The 22137-nt window shown below is 47.3% G+C and carries 27 protein-coding genes and 2 tRNA genes; 6 read left to right on the top strand and 23 right to left on the bottom strand.

From position 1 onward, the window contains the following. The first annotated feature begins 237 nt into the window (after nt 1-237). Complete coding sequence (gene purR / locus ACLJRH_RS12660) at nt 238-1263, top strand: HTH-type transcriptional repressor PurR (protein ID WP_000190993.1); 1026 nt, start codon at nt 238-240, stop codon at nt 1261-1263. On the opposite strand, the gene punR is transcribed toward purR, so the two are convergent. Further along, nucleotides 1260-2192, bottom strand: a complete 933-nt coding sequence (gene punR / locus ACLJRH_RS12655; RefSeq protein ID WP_023223189.1) for a DNA-binding transcriptional activator PunR — start codon at nt 2190-2192, stop codon at nt 1260-1262. The genes purR and punR overlap by 4 nt on opposite strands. A gap of 112 nt (nt 2193-2304) precedes the next feature. On the opposite strand from punR, the gene punC reads away from it, so the two are divergent. Together punC and cfa are read left to right on the top strand one after the other, a co-directional pair. Further along, complete coding sequence (gene punC, locus ACLJRH_RS12650; protein ID WP_001182317.1) at nt 2305-3510, top strand: purine nucleoside transporter PunC; 1206 nt, start codon at nt 2305-2307, stop codon at nt 3508-3510. Nucleotides 3511-3799: 289 nt separating this feature from the next. Beyond that, nucleotides 3800-4948 carry a cyclopropane fatty acyl phospholipid synthase gene (cfa, locus tag ACLJRH_RS12645; protein ID WP_000098879.1) on the top strand — a complete coding sequence of 383 codons (1149 nt, stop codon included), beginning with the start codon at nt 3800-3802 and terminating at the stop codon, nt 4946-4948. A 41-nt stretch (nt 4949-4989) separates the two neighbouring features. Here the strand turns inward: cfa and ACLJRH_RS12640 are convergent, their stop codons facing one another. Further along, nucleotides 4990-5631 (bottom strand): riboflavin synthase, encoded by a 642-nt coding sequence (locus tag ACLJRH_RS12640; protein ID WP_000493971.1) that lies wholly within the window; start codon nt 5629-5631, stop codon nt 4990-4992. Between the two features lie 216 nt (nt 5632-5847). Here ACLJRH_RS12640 and mdtK point away from each other — a divergent pair, with 216 nt between their 5' ends. The 3 genes from mdtK (at nt 5848) to ACLJRH_RS12625 (ending at nt 7536) form a co-directional block, all read left to right on the top strand. Beyond that, nucleotides 5848-7221: a multidrug efflux MATE transporter MdtK gene (gene mdtK, locus ACLJRH_RS12635; protein ID WP_001175081.1), complete on the top strand. Its 1374-nt coding sequence runs from the start codon at nt 5848-5850 to the stop codon at nt 7219-7221. 151 nt (nt 7222-7372) lie between these two features. Beyond that, nucleotides 7373-7449, top strand: a tRNA-Val gene (locus tag ACLJRH_RS12630). A 10-nt stretch (nt 7450-7459) separates the two neighbouring features. Continuing rightward, a tRNA-Val gene (locus tag ACLJRH_RS12625) sits at nt 7460-7536 on the top strand. 167 nt (nt 7537-7703) lie between these two features. Here ACLJRH_RS12625 and ssaU read toward each other — a convergent pair. The 21 genes from ssaU to sseE form a co-directional block, all read right to left on the bottom strand. Beyond that, nucleotides 7704-8762 carry an SPI-2 type III secretion system apparatus protein SsaU gene (gene ssaU, locus ACLJRH_RS12620; protein WP_001291707.1) on the bottom strand — a complete coding sequence of 353 codons (1059 nt, stop codon included), beginning with the start codon at nt 8760-8762 and terminating at the stop codon, nt 7704-7706. Continuing rightward, on the bottom strand, nt 8759-9538 hold the full coding sequence (gene ssaT / locus ACLJRH_RS12615) for an SPI-2 type III secretion system apparatus protein SsaT (RefSeq protein WP_023136729.1): 780 nt from the start codon (nt 9536-9538) through the stop codon (nt 8759-8761). The genes ssaU and ssaT overlap by 4 nt, the downstream gene beginning before the upstream one ends. After that, nucleotides 9539-9805 (bottom strand): SPI-2 type III secretion system apparatus protein SsaS, encoded by a 267-nt coding sequence (gene ssas / locus ACLJRH_RS12610; RefSeq protein WP_000999982.1) that lies wholly within the window; start codon nt 9803-9805, stop codon nt 9539-9541. Then, nucleotides 9802-10449, bottom strand: coding sequence for an SPI-2 type III secretion system export apparatus protein SsaR (gene ssaR, locus ACLJRH_RS12605; RefSeq protein ID WP_000056367.1), 648 nt, complete (start codon nt 10447-10449; stop codon nt 9802-9804). The genes ssas and ssaR overlap by 4 nt, the downstream gene beginning before the upstream one ends. Before the next feature lie 67 nt (nt 10450-10516). Next, complete coding sequence (gene ssaQ, locus ACLJRH_RS12600) at nt 10517-11485, bottom strand: SPI-2 type III secretion system cytoplasmic ring protein SsaQ (protein WP_023136728.1); 969 nt, start codon at nt 11483-11485, stop codon at nt 10517-10519. Beyond that, nucleotides 11466-11840, bottom strand: a complete 375-nt coding sequence (gene ssaP / locus ACLJRH_RS12595; RefSeq protein ID WP_001223304.1) for an SPI-2 type III secretion system apparatus protein SsaP — start codon at nt 11838-11840, stop codon at nt 11466-11468. Before ssaP ends, ssaQ begins: the two co-directional genes overlap by 20 nt. Further along, nucleotides 11821-12198: an SPI-2 type III secretion system apparatus protein SsaO gene (gene ssaO / locus ACLJRH_RS12590; RefSeq protein ID WP_000449092.1), complete on the bottom strand. Its 378-nt coding sequence runs from the start codon at nt 12196-12198 to the stop codon at nt 11821-11823. Before ssaO ends, ssaP begins: the two co-directional genes overlap by 20 nt. A gap of 2 nt (nt 12199-12200) precedes the next feature. After that, a complete protein-coding gene (ssaN, locus tag ACLJRH_RS12585; RefSeq protein ID WP_000787223.1) occupies nt 12201-13502 on the bottom strand; it encodes a SctN family type III secretion system ATPase SsaN in 1302 nt (433 codons plus the stop codon). Beyond that, nucleotides 13492-15537: an SPI-2 type III secretion system apparatus protein SsaV gene (gene ssaV / locus ACLJRH_RS12580; RefSeq protein ID WP_001258221.1), complete on the bottom strand. Its 2046-nt coding sequence runs from the start codon at nt 15535-15537 to the stop codon at nt 13492-13494. Before ssaV ends, ssaN begins: the two co-directional genes overlap by 11 nt. Beyond that, complete coding sequence (gene ssaM / locus ACLJRH_RS12575) at nt 15522-15890, bottom strand: SPI-2 type III secretion system apparatus protein SsaM (protein WP_000383700.1); 369 nt, start codon at nt 15888-15890, stop codon at nt 15522-15524. The genes ssaV and ssaM overlap by 16 nt, the downstream gene beginning before the upstream one ends. A gap of 57 nt (nt 15891-15947) precedes the next feature. Continuing rightward, nucleotides 15948-16964 carry an SPI-2 type III secretion system apparatus protein SsaL gene (gene ssaL / locus ACLJRH_RS12570; RefSeq protein WP_000238886.1) on the bottom strand — a complete coding sequence of 339 codons (1017 nt, stop codon included), beginning with the start codon at nt 16962-16964 and terminating at the stop codon, nt 15948-15950. Beyond that, on the bottom strand, nt 16930-17604 hold the full coding sequence (gene ssaK, locus ACLJRH_RS12565; protein ID WP_000011206.1) for an SPI-2 type III secretion system apparatus protein SsaK: 675 nt from the start codon (nt 17602-17604) through the stop codon (nt 16930-16932). Before ssaK ends, ssaL begins: the two co-directional genes overlap by 35 nt. After that, nucleotides 17601-18149, bottom strand: coding sequence for a type III secretion system domain-containing protein (locus ACLJRH_RS12560; RefSeq protein ID WP_001531605.1), 549 nt, complete (start codon nt 18147-18149; stop codon nt 17601-17603). The genes ssaK and ACLJRH_RS12560 overlap by 4 nt, the downstream gene beginning before the upstream one ends. A 17-nt stretch (nt 18150-18166) precedes the next feature. After that, nucleotides 18167-18916: an SPI-2 type III secretion system apparatus lipoprotein SsaJ gene (gene ssaJ, locus ACLJRH_RS12555; protein ID WP_000862881.1), complete on the bottom strand. Its 750-nt coding sequence runs from the start codon at nt 18914-18916 to the stop codon at nt 18167-18169. Beyond that, on the bottom strand, nt 18913-19161 hold the full coding sequence (gene ssaI, locus ACLJRH_RS12550) for a SctI family type III secretion system inner rod subunit SsaI (RefSeq protein ID WP_023136727.1): 249 nt from the start codon (nt 19159-19161) through the stop codon (nt 18913-18915). The genes ssaJ and ssaI overlap by 4 nt, the downstream gene beginning before the upstream one ends. Nucleotides 19162-19172: 11 nt before the next feature. Further along, a complete protein-coding gene (locus ACLJRH_RS12545; protein ID WP_000444713.1) occupies nt 19173-19463 on the bottom strand; it encodes an EscG/YscG/SsaH family type III secretion system needle protein co-chaperone in 291 nt (96 codons plus the stop codon). Then, a complete protein-coding gene (gene ssaG, locus ACLJRH_RS12540; protein ID WP_000350226.1) occupies nt 19441-19656 on the bottom strand; it encodes a type III secretion system needle filament protein SsaG in 216 nt (71 codons plus the stop codon). Before ssaG ends, ACLJRH_RS12545 begins: the two co-directional genes overlap by 23 nt. 93 nt (nt 19657-19749) lie before the next feature. Next, entirely contained in the window at nt 19750-20439 is a 690-nt protein-coding gene (sseG, locus tag ACLJRH_RS12535; protein WP_000805846.1) for a pathogenicity island 2 effector protein SseG, read from the bottom strand. Further along, a complete protein-coding gene (gene sseF / locus ACLJRH_RS12530; RefSeq protein WP_000690717.1) occupies nt 20436-21218 on the bottom strand; it encodes a type III secretion systems effector SseF in 783 nt (260 codons plus the stop codon). Before sseF ends, sseG begins: the two co-directional genes overlap by 4 nt. A 15-nt stretch (nt 21219-21233) precedes the next feature. Further along, entirely contained in the window at nt 21234-21668 is a 435-nt protein-coding gene (gene sscB / locus ACLJRH_RS12525; protein ID WP_000979963.1) for a SycD/LcrH family type III secretion system chaperone SscB, read from the bottom strand. 51 nt (nt 21669-21719) lie between these two features. After that, on the bottom strand, nt 21720-22136 hold the full coding sequence (gene sseE / locus ACLJRH_RS12520; RefSeq protein ID WP_000249606.1) for an LcrR family type III secretion system chaperone SseE: 417 nt from the start codon (nt 22134-22136) through the stop codon (nt 21720-21722). Nucleotide 22137: the final 1 nt, after the last annotated feature.

The following is a 22137-nucleotide window of genomic DNA, read 5'->3' as shown; positions in this document are numbered from 1 at the left end:
CCGCACAAAAATCTCTCATGTTTTATATTGATAACTGTTTTTAACGCTTCCCCTTTTCCTCAAGATCAGACAAAATTCCAGGCTTACTGAATTAGCGTAACGGCCATTGACCCCTTCCTGACGTTCCGTGTCGTTTTTCCGGCGTGCCGCAACCCTGATGTTGCGATTAGGGTGTGTGTAGGCAAACGTTTACCTGGCGTTTCTCAGGAGCTTAGCGAGGGTCTGGAGTGAAATGTAATGGCAACAATTAAAGATGTAGCGAAACGAGCAAACGTTTCCACTACAACTGTATCACACGTAATCAACAAAACGCGTTTTGTCGCTGAAGAAACGCGTAACGCAGTCTGGGCGGCAATTAAAGAGCTGCACTACTCTCCCAGCGCCGTCGCACGTAGCCTGAAGGTTAACCATACCAAGTCGATAGGCTTACTGGCGACCAGCAGCGAAGCGGCCTATTTTGCCGAAATTATCGAGGCAGTTGAAAAAAACTGTTTCCAGAAAGGCTATACGCTGATTTTAGGCAACGCCTGGAATAACCTGGAAAAACAGCGCGCCTACCTGTCCATGATGGCGCAAAAGCGCGTGGATGGCCTGCTGGTGATGTGTTCTGAGTATCCAGAACCTCTGCTTTCCATGCTGGAAGAGTATCGCCATATTCCGATGGTGGTGATGGACTGGGGTGAGGCGAAGGCCGATTTTACCGACACGGTGATTGATAACGCCTTTGCCGGCGGCTATATGGCGGGTCGTTATCTGGTTGAACGCGGCCACCGGGATATCGGCGTTATTCCCGGCCCGCTGGAGCGCAACACCGGCGCGGGCCGGCTGGCAGGCTTTATGAAAGCCATGGAGGAGGCGCTGATCAACGTGCCGGACAACTGGATTGTTCAGGGCGACTTCGAGCCGGAATCCGGTTACCACGCGATGCAGCAAATCTTATCGCAGTCACATCGCCCTACCGCCGTTTTCTGCGGCGGCGATATTATGGCGATGGGCGCGCTTTGCGCGGCTGACGAAATGGGGCTTCGCGTACCACAGGATGTTTCGGTGATCGGTTATGACAATGTGCGTAACGCCCGTTACTTTACCCCGGCGCTGACGACGATTCACCAGCCCAAAGACTCTTTAGGCGAAACCGCATTTAATATGCTACTGGATCGCATCGTCAATAAGCGTGAAGAGTCACAGTCTATTGAAGTTCATCCACGCCTGGTTGAGCGTCGCTCGGTCGCTGACGGCCCGTTCCGCGACTATCGGCGTTAATCCCCGCAGTCGGGAGCCTCTTCTGGCTCCCGAAGCCACTCCCGATTCAACGTTTCGCTATCGCCCAAATAGTCCAGCAGCCATGCCAGCGCGGGCGAGGCCTCGTTTTGCTGCCACGTCACGCAACAGGCCGCATCGGGAAACGGATTCTCTAACGTCAGCGCCACCCATTTTCCGCTGTCTATCCACTGTCGGGCAAAATGCGTCGGCACCATTCCCACGCATAGTCCTGCCGACAGGCAGGTTGCCGATGACTCCCAGTCCGGTACGACGACCCTTTTTTGGTTATCCAGCAACCAGGTAATCCGTTTCGGTAAGGTTCGCGAAGTGTCTTCCCTGACCAGCGACGGCCAGTTGCGCAGGGTATCGTCGCTTAACGGCCCAGGCCTCGACGCCAGCGGGTGATCGCTTGCCACTACGCAGCTCCAGCTCAGGGTCCCCATATCCCGAAAAGCGTAACGCCCCCCTACCGGAATCGCCTGCGTCGCCCCAATCGCCAGTTCGACACGCCCGTCGGAGAGCGCGTCCCAGACGCCGTTAAACACCTCCTGAAAAACCAGCAGTTCCACATCGTCAAAATGGCGATAGAAATCGACGATCATCTGCCGGGTACGTTCTGGTCTGACGATATTGTCCACCGCAATAGCTAACTGCCCGCGCCAGCCATTAGCAATTTGCTGACACTGCTGGCGAGTGATCTGCATTTTTTTGATAACAGAACGCCCTTCTTTTAAAAACCAGATGCCAGCAGGCGTCAGTTCAACATCACGGTGACGTCGTACAAAAAGCGGTACGGCCAGCCACTCCTCTAGCTGACGAACGGTGTAACTGACTGCTGAAGGCACACGGTGCAGTTCCTGCGCCGCCGCGCTAAAACTGCCATTGCGCGCCACGGCGTCAACCACTTCAAGCGAGTATTCCGACCACATAATTTGCCTACAAAAATTTTGAATTCACTGGACAAATATTAACGTTTCACAACCGTAATTTCACTCCCTACACTCTGCGACAATGTCTGTCTGATAAGAAAGAGAAACAAATATGCAACCTGGAAAAGGTTTTTTAGTCTGGTTAGCCGGCCTTAGCGTGCTGGGGTTTCTGGCTACGGACATGTACCTGCCCGCGTTTGCCGCCATACAGGCGGATTTACAAACGCCTGCCGCCGCGGTCAGCGCCAGCCTCAGCCTGTTTTTAGCTGGCTTTGCCGTCGCGCAACTCCTCTGGGGACCGCTATCGGATCGTTATGGCCGTAAACCGATTTTACTGCTGGGGTTATCTATCTTTGCACTTGGAAGTCTGGGGATGCTGTGGGTAGAAAGCGCGGCAGCACTGCTGACGCTGCGCTTTGTGCAGGCCGTCGGCGTTTGCGCGGCAACGGTAATCTGGCAAGCGCTGGTGACCGATTATTATCCTTCGCAAAAAATTAACCGTATCTTCGCCACGATCATGCCACTGGTGGGATTATCCCCGGCGCTTGCGCCCTTACTGGGAAGCTGGATACTGACGCATTTCTCATGGCAGGCGATTTTCGCCACCCTGTTCGTGATTACGTTGTTGCTGATGTTGCCGGCGCTGCGCTTAAAACCATCGGTAAAAGCGCGTACCGAAGGACAGGATAAACTCACTTTCGCGACGTTGTTACGCTCTAAAACCTATCGCGGTAATGTGCTGATTTATGCCGCCTGTTCCGCCAGCTTTTTTGCGTGGCTAACAGGGTCGCCGTTTATTCTCAGCGCGATGGGTTACAGCCCGGCAGTGATTGGCCTGAGCTATGTTCCGCAAACCATCGCTTTTCTGATTGGCGGATATGGTTGCCGCGCGGCGCTACAAAAATGGCAGGGCTACCAATTGCTTCCGTGGCTGTTAGGGCTGTACGCGCTGAGCGTTATCGCCACCTGGGGAGCGGGCCTTCTGAATAATGCCTCACTGGTGGAGATCCTGATTCCTTTCTGCGTAATGGCGATTGCTAATGGCGCCATCTACCCTATCGTCGTCGCGCAAGCGTTACGCCCTTTCCCTCAAGCCACTGGGCGCGCTGCGGCGCTACAAAATACGCTGCAGCTGGGGTTATGTTTCCTGGCAAGCCTGGTGGTTTCATGGCTCATCAGCACGCCGCTACTGACTACCACCAGCGTAATGCTCTCTACCGTTGTTCTGGCGGCGTTAGGTTACAAAATGCAGTCTCATGCAGAGTGCGCTGAGGCCGAATTTCACCATGCCAATGTCGCCCACGACAAGTCTCACTAAAAGCTTGTTAACCGCTGGTAATTAGCACGCTAACAATTTTCGGTTGAATCATCAAAAATTGCGGCCTATACTGATTCACGGTTGTTTATATTACGATAATTATTAGGCATTAACGGGAACCGGAGCGTTCCCGATTCACCATGGATGGCCTTTTCGGCAAGGGTTCCTCCCTTCCTCTGTTCTACGTCGGATAACTGGCTCACGGAATTGCCCGTGGGATTTCTCACAAAGCCAAAAAAGCGTCTACGCTGTTTTAAGGTTCTGATCACCGTCCAGTGATGGAGAAACTATGAGTTCATCGTGTATAGAAGAAGTCAGCGTACCGGATGATAACTGGTACCGAATCGCCAACGAATTGTTAAGTCGCGCGGATATTACAATTAATGGTTCCGCCCCGTCTGACATTCGTGTTAAGAATCCCGATTTTTTTAAACGCGTCCTTCAGGAAGGATCGTTGGGGTTAGGTGAGAGTTACATGGATGGCTGGTGGGAATGCGAGCGTCTGGATATTTTCTTCAGCAAAGTCTTACGTGCCGGTCTTGAAAATCAACTCCCCCACCATGTTAAAGATACGCTCCGTATCCTCGGCGCGCGTCTGATTAATCTACAAAGTAAAAAACGCGCCTGGATTGTCGGCAAGGAACATTACGATCTTGGTAATGACCTTTTTTCCCGTATGCTCGATCCCTATATGCAATATTCTTGCGCCTACTGGAAAGATGCCGATACGCTGGAAGCGGCACAGCAAGCCAAGCTGAAATTAATTTGCGAAAAGCTACAGCTACAACCCGGGATGCGTGTGCTGGATATCGGCTGCGGCTGGGGCGGCCTGTCGCAATATATGGCGACCCATTATGGCGTTAGCGTGGTGGGCGTAACGATCTCCGCTGAACAACAAAAAATGGCGCAGACGCGTTGCGAAGGTCTGGATGTCTCCATTCTCCTGGAAGATTATCGCGACCTTAACGATCAGTTTGACCGAATCGTCTCCGTCGGTATGTTCGAACATGTCGGGCCAAAAAACTACAACACCTATTTTGAGGTTGTTGACAGGAATTTAAAACCGGATGGTCTTTTCCTGCTCCATACTATTGGTTCTAAAAAAACCGATCATAATGTCGATCCGTGGATCAATAAGTATATTTTCCCCAACGGTTGTTTGCCGTCTGTTCGTCAAATCGCCGAGGCCAGCGAATCACACTTTGTAATGGAAGACTGGCATAACTTTGGCGCCGACTATGACACGACTCTGATGGCGTGGCATGAGCGCTTTATCAATGCCTGGCCAGAGATTGCGGGCAATTATAACGAGCGCTTTAAACGTATGTTCAGCTATTATCTCAACGCCTGCGCGGGTGCGTTTCGCGCGCGTGATATCCAGCTTTGGCAGGTGGTATTTACGCGCGGCGTTGAAAACGGTCTGCGCGTTCCTCGCTAATCATCTCCCCCGCATTTCATGCGGGGGAATCTTATTTTCCGTTAGCCAATGTCGGCCTGATTTCTGACCGCATTTTCTCGTGCAGCCAGTACGCGTTCTACGGTATCAACAACCGCCTGCGTTTGCGGATCGATCTCGATATTCACACGCTCACCCAGTTTTTTTCTGCCAAGCGTAGTACGTTCCAGCGTTTCCGGAATGAGATGCACGCAGAAGCGCGTTGGCGTTACCTCGCCGACGGTCAAACTGATGCCGTCGACGCCGATAAAGCCTTTATACAGGATATACTTCATCAGGGACGCATCCTGCACTTTAAACCACACCTGATGGTTATTTTCGGAGGTCAGGATTTTCGCGATCTCCGCCGTCGTAATAATATGCCCTGACATCAGATGACCACCGATTTCATCGCTGAATTTGGCGGCGCGCTCTACGTTGACCTCATCACCTACCCTCAACGCGCCCAGATTGGTGATGCGCAACGTTTCTTTCATCAGATCAAAGCTTATCTGGTTGCCGTTTATTTCAGTCACCGTCAAACAGCATCCGTTATGCGCTACCGACGCCCCCGTCTCCAGCCCCTCCAGCATGTAGTCCGGTAACGTCACCACATGGGTGCGAAAGTTGGGTTTTTCATCAATCGATACCAGTTTCGCGGTACCCTGTACGATCCCCGTAAACATATCTTCAACTCCTGAAATAAATAAAAGCAGAACTGTTCAGCACAATAGCAGGTGGAAAAACAGCTTGCCAGCAATGCGCCGTTAACAACTGTTTTTTCGCTGGAGAAATAGTAATACCCCGCTACAATAGACTGAAATTTCCCCTGCTATTTCTTTTGGCTGCCACTACGGCGGCTTTTTAGTCTTTCATATAACAACAAAATAAAAGGTGAATACGTGCAGAAGTATACCAGTGAAGCGCGTCAGTTATTAGCGTTAGCGATACCGGTGATCCTTGCGCAAGTGGCACAGACCGCAATGGGATTCGTCGATACCGTCATGGCAGGAGGCTATAGCGCTACGGACATGGCTGCCGTCGCTATCGGCACCTCTATCTGGCTTCCCGCCATTTTGTTTGGTCACGGCTTACTGCTGGCCTTGACGCCTGTGATTGCGCAACTCAATGGCTCCGGCCGTCGTGAGCGTATCGCGCATCAGGTTCGACAAGGGTTCTGGCTGGCGGGCTTTGTCTCCGTGCTGGTGATGATCGTCCTGTGGAATGCCGGATACATTATCCGCTCTATGCATAATATTGATCCGGCGCTGGCCGATAAAGCCGTGGGTTATCTTCGCGCGCTACTGTGGGGCGCGCCAGGATACCTTTTCTTTCAGGTAGCGCGAAACCAGTGCGAAGGTCTTGCCAAAACCAAACCGGGTATGGTGATGGGATTTTTGGGCCTGCTGGTGAATATTCCGGTGAACTATATTTTTATCTATGGCCATTTTGGTATGCCTGAACTCGGCGGTATCGGCTGCGGCGTTGCGACCGCGGCGGTCTATTGGGTGATGTTTATCGCCATGCTTTCTTACATTAAACACGCGCGTTCAATGCGTGATATTCGTAATGAAACAGGCTTTGGCAAACCCGATAGCGTCGTCATGAAGCGCCTGATTCAACTGGGGTTGCCGATTGCGCTGGCGCTGTTCTTTGAAGTGACGTTGTTTGCGGTCGTTGCGCTGCTGGTTTCGCCATTAGGTATTGTGGATGTCGCGGGTCATCAGATTGCGCTTAACTTTAGCTCGCTGATGTTCGTACTGCCGATGTCGCTGGCTGCGGCGGTAACGATTCGAGTGGGTTATCGTCTGGGCCAGGGCTCAACGCTGGATGCGCAAACCGCAGCGCGTACCGGTTTAGGCGTCGGCATTTGTATGGCTGTGGTTACCGCGATCTTTACCGTTACTCTGCGTAAGCATATTGCTTTGCTCTACAATGACAACCCTGAGGTCGTGGCGCTTGCCGCGCAATTAATGCTGCTCGCTGCGGTTTACCAGATTTCCGACTCTATACAGGTTATCGGCAGCGGTATTCTGCGCGGTTATAAAGATACGCGTTCCATCTTTTTTATCACCTTTACCGCCTACTGGGTGTTAGGTTTACCCAGCGGTTATATCCTGGCGTTAACGGATCTGGTGGTGGATCGTATGGGACCGGCAGGCTTCTGGATGGGGTTCATCATCGGCCTGACCTCGGCGGCGGTGTTAATGATGCTACGGATGCGCTATCTACAACGTCAGCCGTCCGCCATCATTTTGCAGCGCGCTGCGCGATAATACGACGATAGCCGTCGCATGGCGGCTATTTTCTCGACATGTTGCATATTTCCACCGCAATCAGGTGATTTCAGGAAGAAAATTGCGATTTCCCTCTTGCCTCATTGCAGTTGTGACGCTAATATTCGTCCCCGTTGTCACCTACAACGTTGCGTTCATAGCTCAGTTGGTTAGAGCACCACCTTGACATGGTGGGGGTCGTTGGTTCGAGTCCAATTGAACGCACCATCATTTTAATGCGTCTGTAGCTCAGTTGGTTAGAGCACCACCTTGACATGGTGGGGGTCGATGGTTCGAGTCCATTCAGACGCACCAATCCATTATCTTGTTTAATTTTATAATACGCTATCTGGTGCTTGTGTCAGGCTAAAAGCGATTATTTTCAGTCTCTCATCTTTATCGTCAAACAAATCAACGCGCTGCTCTATACGCTATTACCCTCTTAACCTTCGCAGTGGCCTGAAGAAGCATACCAAAGGCATTTATGGTGTTTCGGTAGAATGCGCATAATCTATCTTCATCACCATACGTAACAAGGCTGCAACGGGTTCAAATAACGTTTCAGGAATTTTATCTCCACGTTCCACTTCAAAAAATAATGAGCGGGCCAGCTCAACATTTTCAACAACGGGGATGCAGTTGCGTTCAGCGATGTTAACAATATAGTTAGCTTGAGCATCACTACCTTTTTCCAGAACGCGTGGTATTGGCATATCGGTGGGATGATAGCCAAGACAAACCGCAATATGCGTTGGATTACGCACTACCGCAACAGATTGTTTAACAGATTGAGCTAAACTCCCACTTTGTATTTCACTCTGCATTTCCCGACGCCGTGTCTTCATTTGAGGGTCTCCCTCCAGATCTTTATGCTCCTGTTTTACGTCATCTTTACTCATTTTTAGATCTTTTCTAATCTTATAATATTGAAAAGAATAGTCCAGTATGCCAACGACGATATAAAAAGCCATCACCCCTACCCATAACCATTTTATTAAAGAAGAAACTACAAGCAGGCCACAGGCTAACCCACAGTACGGTAGTGCCCGAAAAGTACTGGCATAATAATAAAAGAAAAAGGCAAAGATAAGAGATAGCATGATAACTTTTAGGCTGGATTTACATAATTCCACTACGCTATGTAAAGAGAATATCTGCTTAAAATTACTTACCGGATTTATATGCTCGCTTTTAAAACCAATGGCCTTGCTGGCAATAACCACCCCCACCTGAAGAAACACGCTACCCACAGTAGCAACTATTACCCCTGCGCCCAGAAACAGCAGTGCAGAAGTCAATGACTCTATCAAAGCATGAGTCAATTGCGTTAATGCATAAGAAAATGGCTTATTTACTAATTGTAATGTGAAAGTTATTGACGCAATCAGTATCAAAATCATCTTTTCAGTAAAGAAATGAAAATACAAATAAAGCGCAATCAGCTGAAATAATGATGTTATTTCAATACTTTTGACGACCTGCCCTTCCTTACGGCCATCACGTAATTTCTTTTCTGTAGGCTGTTCTGTTTTCTCGCTCATACAGATGGGAACCAGTCTTTCAGATAAATATAAAATTTATCGCTTTCAACCAAATAGTGATGAAGAGCATAAGGGAATGAGATCAGGAGCGTTAGTAAAACTAATATACTTTTGAGCGGCATTGAGAAGAAAAATACATTCAATTGTTGTGCCGACCGATTTAAAAGACCTAAAGCCAGATCGGCTAATACCATACATATTATGGCAGGAACAGAAAAACTGACGCATAATTGATAAAGTGTTCTCCACTCTGCCTGGATATATTTTAAAAATTGCCGATCAAATAATAAAGTACGCCCCGGTGGTAAATATTGGTATGACTCATACAGAATGTTTAATATAAACTCCATGCCGCCGCTTATAAAGAAAATAACACACAAAAACTGGCTGAAAAGCAAGCCAAAAAGTGAGGTTTCAGCTTCCATTGTAGAATTGAATATCGTACCCATTGTCGCGCCACGTAAAGTATCAAGCAGAAACCCCGCCATATCAACGGCCCAAAAGGGAACCGCCGCACAAAACCCAATTAAAAAACCAATAATCACCTCTCCGGTGACTAACCCTAACCAACTGTAATCTTTACCAATATGCATCATAATCTTCTGCTGGTAAATGATTGGTAAGATGGGAAAGGTAAGTGACATAAGCACGCCATTACGTAAAAGCGCGGACCCTAAACTGCCACTTTTTAATAGGGGAAGTAATAAAGAGAGGCTCAATGGTCGAATAAAAGCCACAGCCAATGCAATAAGCCATTCATTTACCTGTTGTGCCATTCAACCATGCTCTCCAATTCGTAACATTATCTGCCGGGTATAATTCAACAGGATACCGCTAAGCCATGGGTAGCTGACCATTAAGGTTATTGCAATTGCCAATAATTTAATCATGAACTGTAGCGTTTGGTCCTGTATTTGAGTCAAGGCCTGAACAAGGCTTACGATGACACCAACTACCGATGCCACCAACACCACCGGCATAGACGTAAACAGGACGATCCATAAAAGTTGCGTTACAAATTGCGTCAATTCAGAATCATTCATGAAAAGCTCTGTACCAATTGCGCCAGTGTCAGATCCCAACCGCCTGCCAGTAAAAATATTAGCAGCTTAAACGGCAATGAAATGGTCATCGGCGACACCATCATCATCCCCATAGCCAGCAGTATATTTGAAATAAGCAGGTCAATAGCCAGAAAGGGAAGATAAATAAGTAATCCAATCCGAAACGCCTGCGTTAACTGACTCACCGTAAATGCCGGAATTAATATGAGCAAAGAATCAGGTTTTATCTTTCTTTTTATGTCTTCAGGCCAGGTTCGTTTTATCAAATTCCGAAAATAATTGGCTTCCTTTTCTTCAGAGTTTTTTTGCAAAAACTGTCGATAAGGCGCTAATGCTTTACTGTCCCACTCCGACGTCCAGAAAGGAGCGCCAGCGACCTGAACCGGATGCCAGCGCTCTTTTACAGCTAATAGCGTCGGCCCCATAATGAATAAGGAAAGTACAAGCGCGAGGCCATACAGTGCGATATTTGGGGGAACTTGTTGAATACCCAGAGCATTTCGTAAAATCGAAAATACCACCGCCAGTTTAAGGAAAGAGGTTCCCATGACGATAATGAGAGGCAGTATTGAAAGCAGAAACAATATACCAATCAGTTGCAAAGGCGAATCGGGTAAAGACATACTGTATCTCTCATGACACGACCTGGAACGCTATTATATTGTTCGCATATTATTTTTCTTATCAGGTTTACGCTGTATTTTTGCAAAGATACCAACGTGTAATACGCACCATAAATTCATTGCCACAGGCAATCAACTCACCTTGCCCAATAATACGGTCATTTACTCTTATCGTCACCTCTGGCGCAAAACATCCACCTACAGGCAAAACGTCCCCCGTTTTAAGTTGCCGTAATTGTCCAATTTCCAGACTCGCACGTCCGATCTCAAAGAGCACCTGTTGTGGTATCTGCTCAAGTTCGACTGAAGACGTTCCGTCACTCTTTGACATTGGGCTCCCTGACGCAAGTAGCGTTTCGATATCCTGGACTAATTCGTCAAATTTCATCGTGTTATCCTCTGTCAGCAATACCCTTGCGTAGATCCCCCCTGGTAGTTGAATAGCAAAAAAACCGAGTCTGATGTCGCCAAAGCAATGAATCCGAACGCCCATGCCGATTTCGATAGACTCAAGTTCAATTAATGTAAGCTGGCACCAGCCTGAATATACAGGGACTACAATAGGAGGAGCAGGATAAATCTGTTGACGCTCAGCAGAAAGCTCTCCGACTATATTGCGCAAAAAACCCGTTGGCCATGTAAAAATAATGCTATGGAACTCATGTTCTTCAACTATCCATTTAATATGCAACGCTAGCTGATGTGGTAGATTACTGCAGGATGTTGGCGGTTCGTTCTGACAGAGGGTAGCATCACTGGCTTGCAATAACGGCGCCAGCCCCCATCCAGCTATTCCATATAGCAATTCAGGATCGATAGCCGATCGATTAGCGGTGCCAATTAACCCTTCACACCAGCGCTGCCAGCATTGTTCTGCAATCCACACCCTACCCAGCTCATTATGATAATTTATGGTAAATAATGTCCCTTGCTGTACTGGATATTGTTGCATACTCAATGTCAGCTCACCAATGGTAGCGCCTTGCGTTGGAAGCATCTCCACCCACGGACGCTCTTCATTCGCTATTCTTAACATAGAATATCTCCAGGGAAATTATATACCCCATATGCAGTAACTGAGACTCCAGCCACTGCTTTAGCGCTTTCATCGAACGGTAAATTTCATGATGAGGGACATTGATTCTTAACTGGATTAGCCCCCCTGATTCACATACTTCACACTCTACACCGTCAAGATAACCGCCACTAACACGATAACGTTGCGTGAAAACCACGTTCTTATTCAATGCTGCAGGAGGATTATTCTCACCAATGGGTAATGCCTGGTGCATGAGTTGTTCAAAGTCCATACGTTCCGCCTCCGCCTCGTTATCATCCTGATAAGACTGGCATGGCAACCCTAGACTTCCTTCAACTTTGGTAATACGCATCGCTTAATACCATAGTAATTTTTTCTTTCTTTTTCATAAGCGCATTAAAATTCTTCTGTAATTCGCTTCGCCGGGAGACAAGCTGCTGATACTGATTTTCTAACTGCTGCCGTTGCGTCAAAAAGCTCTGCGCCTGAGTGAATAGCCCGGCCATTTGTTGTTTCTTATCCAACAATAAATGACAAGATAACGTACCTTGCCAGCCCATTAATTCTTTCAGTCTGGTAGTCACTGCTAAAGCGCGCGTCTGGCAAATCTGCTGTTCAGTAATAATCGCCTGTTGCTGCTGATCAAGTACGGTAAGTTTGCCGCGTAATTGCTTTTCACGCCGCGCGATTATCTCCAGCAAAGTTTCCATGATCACTCGGTGAGTATTTGGTGTAATTTTTCTATGAGTAGCTCGGGTCCGCATACTTCATCCTTACTTTGTCGCAAAAATGTGCAAATATCCGGATAGGTATCAATGGCTTTGTCAGTATCTGTATCAACTCCTCGCTGGTATTCCCCAATGCGTATTAACAGTTCAACCTCCTGGTAAAGCGCCAGGCACCGTCGCAATATCGCCGCCAGTTGACGATGCTCATGGCTGGTAACGACTGGAAAAACGCGGCTGAGCGTTGCCAACACGTCAATGGCAGGATAATGCCCCCTCTCTGCAAGCCGTCGGGATAGCACAATATGTCCGTCAAGCAGTGAACGGACTTCATCCGCCAACGGCTCATTCATATCATCGCCTTCCACCAGTACCGTATAAAATGCGGTAATACTGCCTTTTTCTCCCATTCCTGTACGTTCTAAAAGTCGTGGCAATGCACTAAATACGCCTGGCGGATATTCTCCAGAAACTGCGGTCTCTCCGGCGGCCAGAGCGATTTCCCGCGCGGCCCTGGCATAACGCGTCAGTGAGTCGGCAAGCAAGACGACTCGCTTTCCATTATCGCGAAAAAATTCTGCTATCGTGGTGGCCACAAACAGCGCCCTCACGCGCTCTAAGGCGGGTCTGTCAGAAGTTGCGACAACAATGACACAACGTTTTCGGGTCTCTTCAGACAGTGTAAAATCGATGAATTCGCGGACTTCTCGTCCACGCTCACCAATTAACACCAGAACATTACTGTCTGCGTCTGGAGCATTACACAGCATCGCCAGAAGCGTGCTTTTCCCCACGCCAGGAGCAGAAAAAATACCCACTCGTTGCCCTTCGCCACAGGTCGCAACGCTATCAATAGCGCGAATCCCCGTCATTAATGGTTGAGTGATAGGCTGTCGAACCATTGCGGGAGGAGGCATTGCATCATAGTCTTTCCAGCAGACGTCGGGCAGTTCGCGGCCATCAAGGGGACGACCAAAGCCATCAATGACTCGCCCTAATAACGCTTCGCCCACGGGAACCTGATGGCGTCGCCTTAAGGCCGTCACTTGCTGCCCGCAGTGAAGTCCGATAGTACTCGTAAAAGGAGATAGCAAAGCTTTGCTGCCATTAATCCCCACGACTTCAGCAAGTTCTTCTCCAGGCTTTATACAGCACAACTCGCCCATAAATACCCCAGGCAACCACGCATTTAACAACGTTGCGCTGACATCCTGAATTCGGCCCCATCGACAATAACCATCAGGGGGCGGATATTTCAGCCTCAGACGTTGCATCAATTCATTCTTCATTGTCCGCCAACTCCTCTTCGCTAAGGTCAATACTTTCTACCACTTGTATAAGGCTCTCCTCTCCTAATTCCTGCCATGACAAAATCGGTACGTCGAACAAGGTGGCTTCTGTAATTTTTCGCAAGAAACGTCGGGTGTCGACAGAAGTGACAATGAATAATTTGGCTGACTGCTTCAGCGCCTGCTCGATAAGTTGCAGGATCTGCGTCTTATGACGAGACGACAGCGCAGTATAGGTCCCCATTGCCGTCTGGCGAATGGATTCACGCACGAGGTTCTCAATACCTTCGCCGATCCGCAAAATCGGCAGCGGTTTTCCTTCCGGATTAAGACGACGCAGAATATGACGGCGAAGCGCGATACGGACATATTCTGTCAACATCAGGACATCTTTTTCACGTGGTGCCCAGTCAATTAAGGTGCCGAAAATAAGACGTAAATCTCTAATAGAAACCCGCTCTGATACAAGCCGCTGCAAAGTTTCAGCGATTTTATTAATGGGTAACTGGCGCTGAAGTTCTTTCACCAGCTCAGAGTAGTTTTTTTCCATCGCATTCATTAGATAACGCGTTTCCTGAACACCAATAAACTCTCCCATATGCCGAAGCAGGACACATTTTAATAAGGCAGAGATACGTTGGCTGCCCGCGAAAACGTCCAGTCCAAAACCTTGCGCCTTATGGGCCATGTCTTTTGTAAGCCAACAGATCTGCCCCATCCCGTTCGGTAACGTCTGGCTATCACCCACCACACTGGCGTCCGCGCCTATCAATAAATAATCCGCCTGGGCGGGAATAGATAAACTAAATACGGGTTCCTGATATAGCAGTACCGTCAATTTTTCGGTGGGTTCAGGCAAAACCTCAATATTCACCTCAGGGAGAGGAACGCCGGTATCCTCAAATAAAAACCATCTCATGGCGTCAATATCACGAATCAGGTCGGCAGAATGTAACGTCGGGGTAAGACGTAAGATTAGGGGACATGCGCCGGGAACCATACTATCTTTTTCCGGCGCTTCGACGCCATTTGCGGAAACCACAGACTTTTTGCGACGAATGAGGATAATTGGCAATGCTAACAACGCTGAAAAGAAAGCGAGAGTGATAAAAGGAAAGCCGGGAATTAAGGCGAGGAGCATTAAAACCACAGCGGTTAATATTAGCGACTGAGGTTGTCTGGCAATTTGAGAACTCAACTCTGTCGCCAGGTTCTGGCGTTTCTCACCCGGAACACGGGTGACAATAATTCCCGCGCTAAGGGAAATCAGCAGCGATGGAATTTGCCCACATAAACCATCTCCGATTGACAGTACGCTATAAGTGTGAACAGCCTCACTCATCGACATATCATATTGTACGATAGCGATAATAATACCGCCGATAATGTTCACCAGAACAACAATAATACCGGCAATCGTATCGCCTTTAACAAATTTCATCGCACCGTCCATCGCACCGAGAAAGCGGCTTTCCTGCTGGACGTGCTGTCTTAATGTACGGGCATGGTCTGCATCGATAACTCCGGCACGCAAATCGCCATCGATACTCATTTGTTTGCCTGGCATCCCATCAAGCGAGAAACGTGCGCTAACTTCCGCCACCCTCTCGATACCTTTTGTAATGACAATAAACTGCACGATAGTAATGATGGTAAATACGACCAACCCAACGGTGAGATTTCCTCCTACGACAAACTTACCGAAAGCATCCACAATATTACCGGCATTATGTTGTAACAGTACCAGCCGTGATGTGCTGATTGTGAGTGACAAACGATATAATGTAGTAATAAGTAATAAAGACGGAAATACCGATAAATCGAGAGGGTCACTAAGATAAATAGCAATTAAGAGCAGGATCACTGAAAACATAAGGTTGATAGTAATCAGGATATCAACCATCCAGGTCGGTAAAGGTAACAGCATCATCACAATAGCGATTAATAACACCGTCGCCAGAACCATATCCTGCCGACCCGCGCATACACTGAGCCACTGTTGCGCCCTGATTCCCTCACCTAACCATGAACGCATTGCGACTCCAGAAATTTTATTTGTCGATGATGTAATCGTAACCAGAGCTCGGCGGAGCTGGAAAGAGGAGGAGAACAACTCATTGCAAGCCCATCGCGCAACAAAAATAATCGTTGAGGAATACCCTGGAACGCAGCAGGTTTCCAGTGAGTTAAGGCTTTAAAAAGCAGATCTTCGTCTAAGAAGGTTTGCTTGAGTATCTGACATAAGTGAATACGACCGTTATGATAGTTTAGATAGGTTTCATATTGTCCTTGCCGCCAGAACATATTGGTTGCTAAAGGCCGTTCAGCCAATCCTGCTAATTGAATAAAAAGCTGAATATTACGTTCAGTAATGAGATCCCAATCCATCCTGCCGCCTCATGATGAGCCAGAACGCCAATTTACCTAAATATTGAAAGGCAGGTATCAGAATAAAACCTGATTTACCTTTACTTCACGAAGCGTTTCGAGAATTTGTTCACGTTGATCTTCGTCGTTAAAACAGTTATCAGGTATCAGCATAAACTGCGCATCAAGTTGTTGGAGTAACCGATTGAACATCTTCGATGAAGAAACTATAGCGGTAAGTCTATCAAGCAACCAATCACTGAAAAGCCAGCGCTCACAAATAATATCGAGTAGTAGCGGCAGTAATGTATTAGGCGGCAACTGGCAAATCCACTCCTCACGCTGGCACTCTTTTTCAAGGCCAAGGAATAACAACAAACGACGCAAACGTACTAATGCTGCGGCCAAACGACTTTGCTCCGAGGGTTCGATGCATATGCTAAGTTCAAAGGCTATCGCTCTTAGCAAAATACGGACCCGTTCACAGCGATCCGGCCAGTCTGCCACGCGTCTGAACCACTGCGATAAGGGCATTTCATCGTTGTCTATCGCCTGTTGCATAAAACGCTTCAGCGAGGACAGCGTAGCGGTATCCACTTCGCCAAGTTCCAGTAAACTAAAAACGGCAAGTTCCCATCCCTCCTCCGCTGTAAGCGTATCCAGTTGCGATTGCAAATCGCGTTTTTTCTTTTTTGACAACCCGCCGGCAGTAAGCGCCATTGCAAGAGCGATAATTTGATACGCATTCTGTAAATCAGGATCACTATTCTCTTCGGTAAGCGGACGCAACGTTGCTCCATTATCCTCCTGTATTTGTTTTATCAAACGCAGCAAAGCCTGCTGTCTGCGCTCCAGTTTCTCAGCATCAGTGAATTTATAACTTTCGCGCAGTTTACCACTCAGCGCCATTCCTATTTCTTCCATCGTCTCATAGAGCGCTGCCCCCGTCGTTTCCTGTAACTCCTGGAGAGCTAACATTGAAGGCGAAATAACCTCTTGTTCCTCTATAACCTGGCCAGGGGTAAATGCTGTAGGGGGCGTCATTTTTATCTCATTAATTTTAATATTCATCGCTACCTCCTTTATCTTCACCATTACGTAACCATTTCAGTAACGCGTTGAAATGACGAGAAAGTGAAAATTCAACGGCATATCGTGTTGAGGAAAGTTCAGCCTGATCGGGAGAGAAACCAGACTCGATAATCAACGTAAACCGCTTGCCAAAAGTTTCACGCATCAATGCCTCTTTTTCAGGATGAATACGCAAATAAAGCGCTCCCTCTTCCGCCATAGCCGTAGCCTGGCGTGCCAGACGATGGCACATAACACTGTCTACCGACTGTTGGTCGAACCAGGCCAACAGAACCTGTTCTATACTATTTTTAATATGATGCTCTGCTTGATCGACCAATGAACGAAATTGATTTTCATCGTCTTGTAAATGTTTTACATGCTGTTCCAGCCATTCCACTTCCATTTTTTCCAGCGTATTTTTACGCAACCACGCTAGTTCTTGTTGCTGCTCAACTTTCTGTTCACGCTGATAACGATAGGCGTCTCGGATGATTTTTTCAGCCTTACGGTAAGCGGAGCTCACAATAGCATGTGAAACTCTCTTAGCTTGTTGCTCTTGTGCAAATAAAGTTAATTGTAATGTTATCCACTGTGACTCAATAATATTTCGAGCGGGTAGCTTATGGTTAATTTCCGTCAGTGGAAGTGAAGTGAAACTCATAGCAAATGCTCCATGAAGATAATCTCGGTAAGAGAAGTCTTCGGCCAAAGTATACGCTGCGGAGGGGGTAATAATACTAATAGCGCATGTAAAACCGCATCGTCATGCGCTTCCCGATTAAGAATGGCGGTACCGATCTGCAATGCAGTTTGTTGCATCACTTGCGGAGGAAGTAATTTGCCATCTCTTTGCCCCAACCAACCATATAGCTGCCAGATCTCATCCTCGCTAAACCACTGTAGAAGCAATTGCCGATACTCTGGTAGCATAAAATAGTCACTGCACCTGAGTTTGAATAATCCCAGCCCAAAGGCAAATGCCGATATACGCGGCGCAAGACGAACCTGCCGTTTTTGCCTGTCATTTAAACAGGCTGGAATAACAGAGCTTCCCCTTAGTCTATTTAACGCTCTGTCAAGAAGACGATCCAACTCGGGCCGATCGCCATAACGCCAGCAGTTTGAAGGATGAAAACCCAGCTTATCAAGCCATTCCGGTACAGCGTAACGAGCAGGTTGCCAGAAATAACGATAAAGTTGCAACACCTCGGGATCAGGTCGGCTCAAAAACGGCGTCTCAGGCAAAAATAGCCGATCAGGATGCCCACTCCTATTAACAGTCCTGTCAACGATAACATCAACTGATAAGGGTATTTCATCAACCACTTCTCCACCTTCCCTTTATTGGCGTTGATCACGTCCATAATCCAGAATGTTTGTTTCACGGGTACATCAGGTACCATTCTGAATTCAGCAGGCTGCATCAAGATACTAATCTTACTGTATTGCAACCCAGGAATTGACATTTCTATTAAATCTTTAATTTTTACCCGAAAGGCCTCCATATTGACCTGAGGTGAATATTTTATAAATACGGCAACTGAGCTCGGAGAAGCGTTACTCCCCTCATCATAAGTCGGTAGCGCAATGGTCACTTTTGCATTAATTACGCCCTCCATCTGACTCAGCATTCCTTCAATTCTTTGTTCTTTTAAAAAATTAATCTTCTGCTGTTCTTCCTGGGGTGATACCACTAACTGATTAGCCGGAAACATCTTATCCGCCGTTGTAAACTGACGATGCGGATAACCGTTAAGTCTAAGTAGTTCAACCGCGTTAATAAACTGCGACTGCTCGACACGTAAGGTAACACCGTCCTCTTCCTGTTTTTTTTCCGCATCGATATGATGCTGCATAAGTAATGCCAGCATTTGATTCGCCTCATCTTCTGGCAATGAGCGATAAAGATCCACATCACATGCCGTAAGAAAGAACGTAAGGACAGTAAGAAATACTATACGATGAACCTTCATGTCATGCTATCCAGCTTATTAAGCGCTTGCGATGCTGCGCCTGATATTCTGGCAAGATAATCGACGCCTACCGTTAACTGCATATAATCCATTTGTCTGGTCAACATAATCTGCGGTAATAAAGCACTGGCGTTACTGGTGGATGCATCATCTTTCAGCAATTGTTCAAAAAAATTAATTTGCTCCTGGCTCGGTTCTGCAGAGGACTTTACATAAGATTGAGTGCTTACAGGCACTATGCTCATATCAGAAATATTCAATTTTCAAACCCCTCATTTGGTGCAGGAAATAACAGACGCAGCGCCATAGCCTCTGGCAAATCAATATCCGATAAAATTTTCGCGGCTTTTAGCGGCTCATTTAAACCCGCCAACAATAATGCCAGACATACCAACTGTAATTTTTTATCCGGAACAATAACCGTTAGCGCTGGTAACATCGCATGTACCTGGGAAATCAGGCTATGGTTAACGCCCGCAAACATGATTTCCAGCAGCAACCGTCGAACATCGTCGCTAATAACTTCAGATTTTAGCAATGATTCCACTAAGCATATCCTTGATCATTTTGATCAGTGAACTTTCGTAATTAATAAATGTAGAATACTGCTGTAAGGCAAATTGCGCTTTAATCATCGATTCTGGGTTGAGCAAATCATTACCATTCATTTTGTCATTAATGGCCTGGCCTGCCTGGTGCGCCATGTGGGAGAGCATATCCACTAATTGTGCAATATCCATAATGCTTTTCCTTAAAATAAAAACATCGTAAGGATACTGGCAACATAGCAAAATTTAGAAAGCAATGAACATCCGGTATATACCTGAAAACGATTACTCCGGCGCACGTTGTTCTGGCGTTACCTGAGCCAGCAAACGATATAATGGGCTGCTGACCTGCATACCAGTCATTGCCATCCCATCCATACCGAAGCGAGTAAAACTCATTAGTCCATAGGTAATATCATTAAGACGCTCTAATAAATGAGGCTGTAGTCCCAAACTACCACTCCAGTATGAATGCGTCATTACCGTCGCGGTTAAGGCTAATCTACCGCCCAGGGAGACGGCTTTAGCAATCGCCATACTTTTGCGTTGATTGGCGAAACAATTAGCAATATAAAAAACGGCATTGCCTATACTGTCGTGAGCCATAGGCAAATGATGTTTATGATGGTAGATAAGACAGGCGACATCCGCGATGGCAATAGCAAGGCCAATCCCTGCCAGGGCTACGAGCGGCGCGCCTCCACCACTTAGCACTGTTAATGCTATTCCAGCGGAACAGCATAAAATCTGTCCGCCCAAAATAACCGTTTGCCAACTAAAAATTTCTTTTGGAAAACACTCTATCACTCGTTTCGCAAGTCCGGCCAATAACCGCTCTTTTCCTTGTTGAGGACCTATTCTACCACTCTCCATATTGGTTTCCGGATGTGGCAATGAGGGACATGGAGGTGATTCCTCAGGCGCGTTAACAGGACGTTGCCCTCCTACCTGAGCATTTGGGCTAACAGGTTTCATGGTTCTCCCCGAGATGTATGACCAGAACTGTCCATTAATGCAGGTGCAGTAGCAGATTGACAGAGCGCTGCCATTTGTTCCGCCAATAACGCACTGGGATCGGCATGAAGTTCATCAACAGAATTTTCCTGATCGTCGCCAGAGGGGCGGGCAAGGCAATAATCCAGTACCGCACCTATCGCCGTCAGGCTAACGGAGGTAATTACACTCCCCATGTCCAAAGAGGCCGCAATATTTTCAGCCGCGGGCAGTGGAAACTGTAGGGGTAAAACCAACATAGAAATAGCGATTCCTGAACGTATTAATAAAGAAAGACAATTAGCAAGGGTGTTAGCGCAGTTAAGACTTGCCCCACATTTTAAGGCCAGCGCACTGACCACAAGAGCAACGCTATCACTGGCGGTTTGTAATGGCTCCTTTTGCTGACATATCGATTGATAATTATGATACGCACAGCAAGCATCCCCAATAGCAATCACGAGCGCCGCCCCCGCAAGAATAGCAATGGGTAATCCTGCCCCGCCAGAAATTACCGCTGCAGCAACCGATAACCCAAACACGACTGTCGCACCCAGCGCACGAATAGTGTATTGCATAAAATGTATAGCATAATCCCTCTGCTGCCTTATTTGTTCAGGCGTAAGCAGCACAGGGGCTGCGGGGGTGCCAGGCGCTGGAATTTCAGGGGGAGGAAACGATACCTCCTTCGCTTGTATATCGGAAGGAGGACTATTACCATCGACTATATTACTTGCCGCTGACGGAATATGAATTTTCATATTTCGTTCTGTTATTTAAGCAATAAGAGTATCAACCATTATTTGCGCATTCTGGCGAATCTCACTCCATGAGGCATCCGCATAACTCATCTTGATTGCGGTTTGAAAAGCCTCTCTCGCCAACCCGGGTTCCCCCATCATTTTGAGACAGACGCCCGTTTGGTAAACCGGTTCTGGATGGCTGGCATCCAGCATCAAGGCATGTCCATAGAAATTAATGGCCGTCGTGTATTCTTTAAGCATCATCCAGGTGCCAGCCAATGCAATATGGGCACGCCAACTCCATGGCTGGGCCATCACCAGCCAACTAAAATCGATTACGGCGCGCGAATAATCCCCCTCCTGCCATGAGGCGTAACCACTGGCATAAACGGTTTCCGGATCAACGGATAATAGCTGTTTCAGAATGTCTTCGGGTATTTTATTTTTCTGATCTTCTTTCATCATCATACCTATTGATTGTTATTTTCACGTGATAATGATTTACGTCAGGAAGGTCATTTAAAAACGTCGCTGGATAAGATGCTCGGCGGATAAAACTGTCCAGTTATCGCCATCAAGCTGTGTAAAGGTCGCTCCCATTACTGTCAGGATGCGCAATAATTTCCTGCGTAGCATGGCTTTTTTTTCATCCAGAACGTCGGTGATTATCAACATCTTTAAACATGTTAACTGCGGGTGATGCACAAATATCCCGCGTAAAAGTCCCAGTAAGTGAAACAATTGCTGTGGTCGAGGTTGCCCGGGCGTCAGGCGCCTGAACTCACAAATAATCATTTCTTTTGCCTCAATACGATAGATCACCAGGTAAGGCGATAATATAAACTGCTGCCCAAGTAATATGGCGGTCTCCCCTAAATATGCAGGCTCAGTAAACACCTGATGCCGACGCAACCATTGCTCTATTTCTTGCACCATG

Source organism: Salmonella sp. SAL04162 (assembly GCF_046551535.1).
Lineage (GTDB): Bacteria > Pseudomonadota > Gammaproteobacteria > Enterobacterales > Enterobacteriaceae > Salmonella > Salmonella enterica.
The sequence above is the reverse complement of the archived record's forward strand: the minus strand, read 5'-3'. Positions and strand labels throughout refer to the sequence as shown.

Bases quoted from the DNA above. Each gene is read 5' to 3' on its own strand.
- sseF (WP_000690717.1), bottom strand. From the start codon at position 21,218: ATGAAAATTCATATTCCGTCAGCGGCAAGTAATATAGTCGATGGTAAT.
- cfa (WP_000098879.1), top strand. From the start codon at position 3,800: ATGAGTTCATCGTGTATAGAAGAAGTCAGCGTACCGGATGATAACTGG.
- ssaT (WP_023136729.1), bottom strand. From the start codon at position 9,538: ATGGCACAACAGGTAAATGAATGGCTTATTGCATTGGCTGTGGCTTTT.
- ssaI (WP_023136727.1), bottom strand. From the start codon at position 19,161: ATGAGCATAGTGCCTGTAAGCACTCAATCTTATGTAAAGTCCTCTGCA.
- sseE (WP_000249606.1), bottom strand. From the start codon at position 22,136: ATGGTGCAAGAAATAGAGCAATGGTTGCGTCGGCATCAGGTGTTTACT.
- ssaM (WP_000383700.1), bottom strand. From the start codon at position 15,890: ATGGATTGGGATCTCATTACTGAACGTAATATTCAGCTTTTTATTCAA.
- ssaR (WP_000056367.1), bottom strand. From the start codon at position 10,449: ATGTCTTTACCCGATTCGCCTTTGCAACTGATTGGTATATTGTTTCTG.
- ssaJ (WP_000862881.1), bottom strand. From the start codon at position 18,916: ATGAAGGTTCATCGTATAGTATTTCTTACTGTCCTTACGTTCTTTCTT.
- ssaU (WP_001291707.1), bottom strand. From the start codon at position 8,762: ATGAGCGAGAAAACAGAACAGCCTACAGAAAAGAAATTACGTGATGGC.
- ACLJRH_RS12640 (WP_000493971.1), bottom strand. From the start codon at position 5,631: ATGTTTACGGGGATCGTACAGGGTACCGCGAAACTGGTATCGATTGAT.
- sscB (WP_000979963.1), bottom strand. From the start codon at position 21,668: ATGATGATGAAAGAAGATCAGAAAAATAAAATACCCGAAGACATTCTG.
- ssaP (WP_001223304.1), bottom strand. From the start codon at position 11,840: ATGCGTATTACCAAAGTTGAAGGAAGTCTAGGGTTGCCATGCCAGTCT.
- ssaV (WP_001258221.1), bottom strand. From the start codon at position 15,537: ATGCGTTCATGGTTAGGTGAGGGAATCAGGGCGCAACAGTGGCTCAGT.
- purR (WP_000190993.1), top strand. From the start codon at position 238: ATGGCAACAATTAAAGATGTAGCGAAACGAGCAAACGTTTCCACTACA.
- ssaO (WP_000449092.1), bottom strand. From the start codon at position 12,198: ATGGAAACTTTGCTGGAGATAATCGCGCGGCGTGAAAAGCAATTACGC.
- ssaK (WP_000011206.1), bottom strand. From the start codon at position 17,604: ATGAGTTTCACTTCACTTCCACTGACGGAAATTAACCATAAGCTACCC.
- punR (WP_023223189.1), bottom strand. From the start codon at position 2,192: ATGTGGTCGGAATACTCGCTTGAAGTGGTTGACGCCGTGGCGCGCAAT.
- sseG (WP_000805846.1), bottom strand. From the start codon at position 20,439: ATGAAACCTGTTAGCCCAAATGCTCAGGTAGGAGGGCAACGTCCTGTT.
- ssaN (WP_000787223.1), bottom strand. From the start codon at position 13,502: ATGAAGAATGAATTGATGCAACGTCTGAGGCTGAAATATCCGCCCCCT.
- punC (WP_001182317.1), top strand. From the start codon at position 2,305: ATGCAACCTGGAAAAGGTTTTTTAGTCTGGTTAGCCGGCCTTAGCGTG.
- ssaG (WP_000350226.1), bottom strand. From the start codon at position 19,656: ATGGATATTGCACAATTAGTGGATATGCTCTCCCACATGGCGCACCAG.
- ssas (WP_000999982.1), bottom strand. From the start codon at position 9,805: ATGAATGATTCTGAATTGACGCAATTTGTAACGCAACTTTTATGGATC.
- ssaQ (WP_023136728.1), bottom strand. From the start codon at position 11,485: ATGTTAAGAATAGCGAATGAAGAGCGTCCGTGGGTGGAGATGCTTCCA.
- ssaL (WP_000238886.1), bottom strand. From the start codon at position 16,964: ATGGTGAAGATAAAGGAGGTAGCGATGAATATTAAAATTAATGAGATA.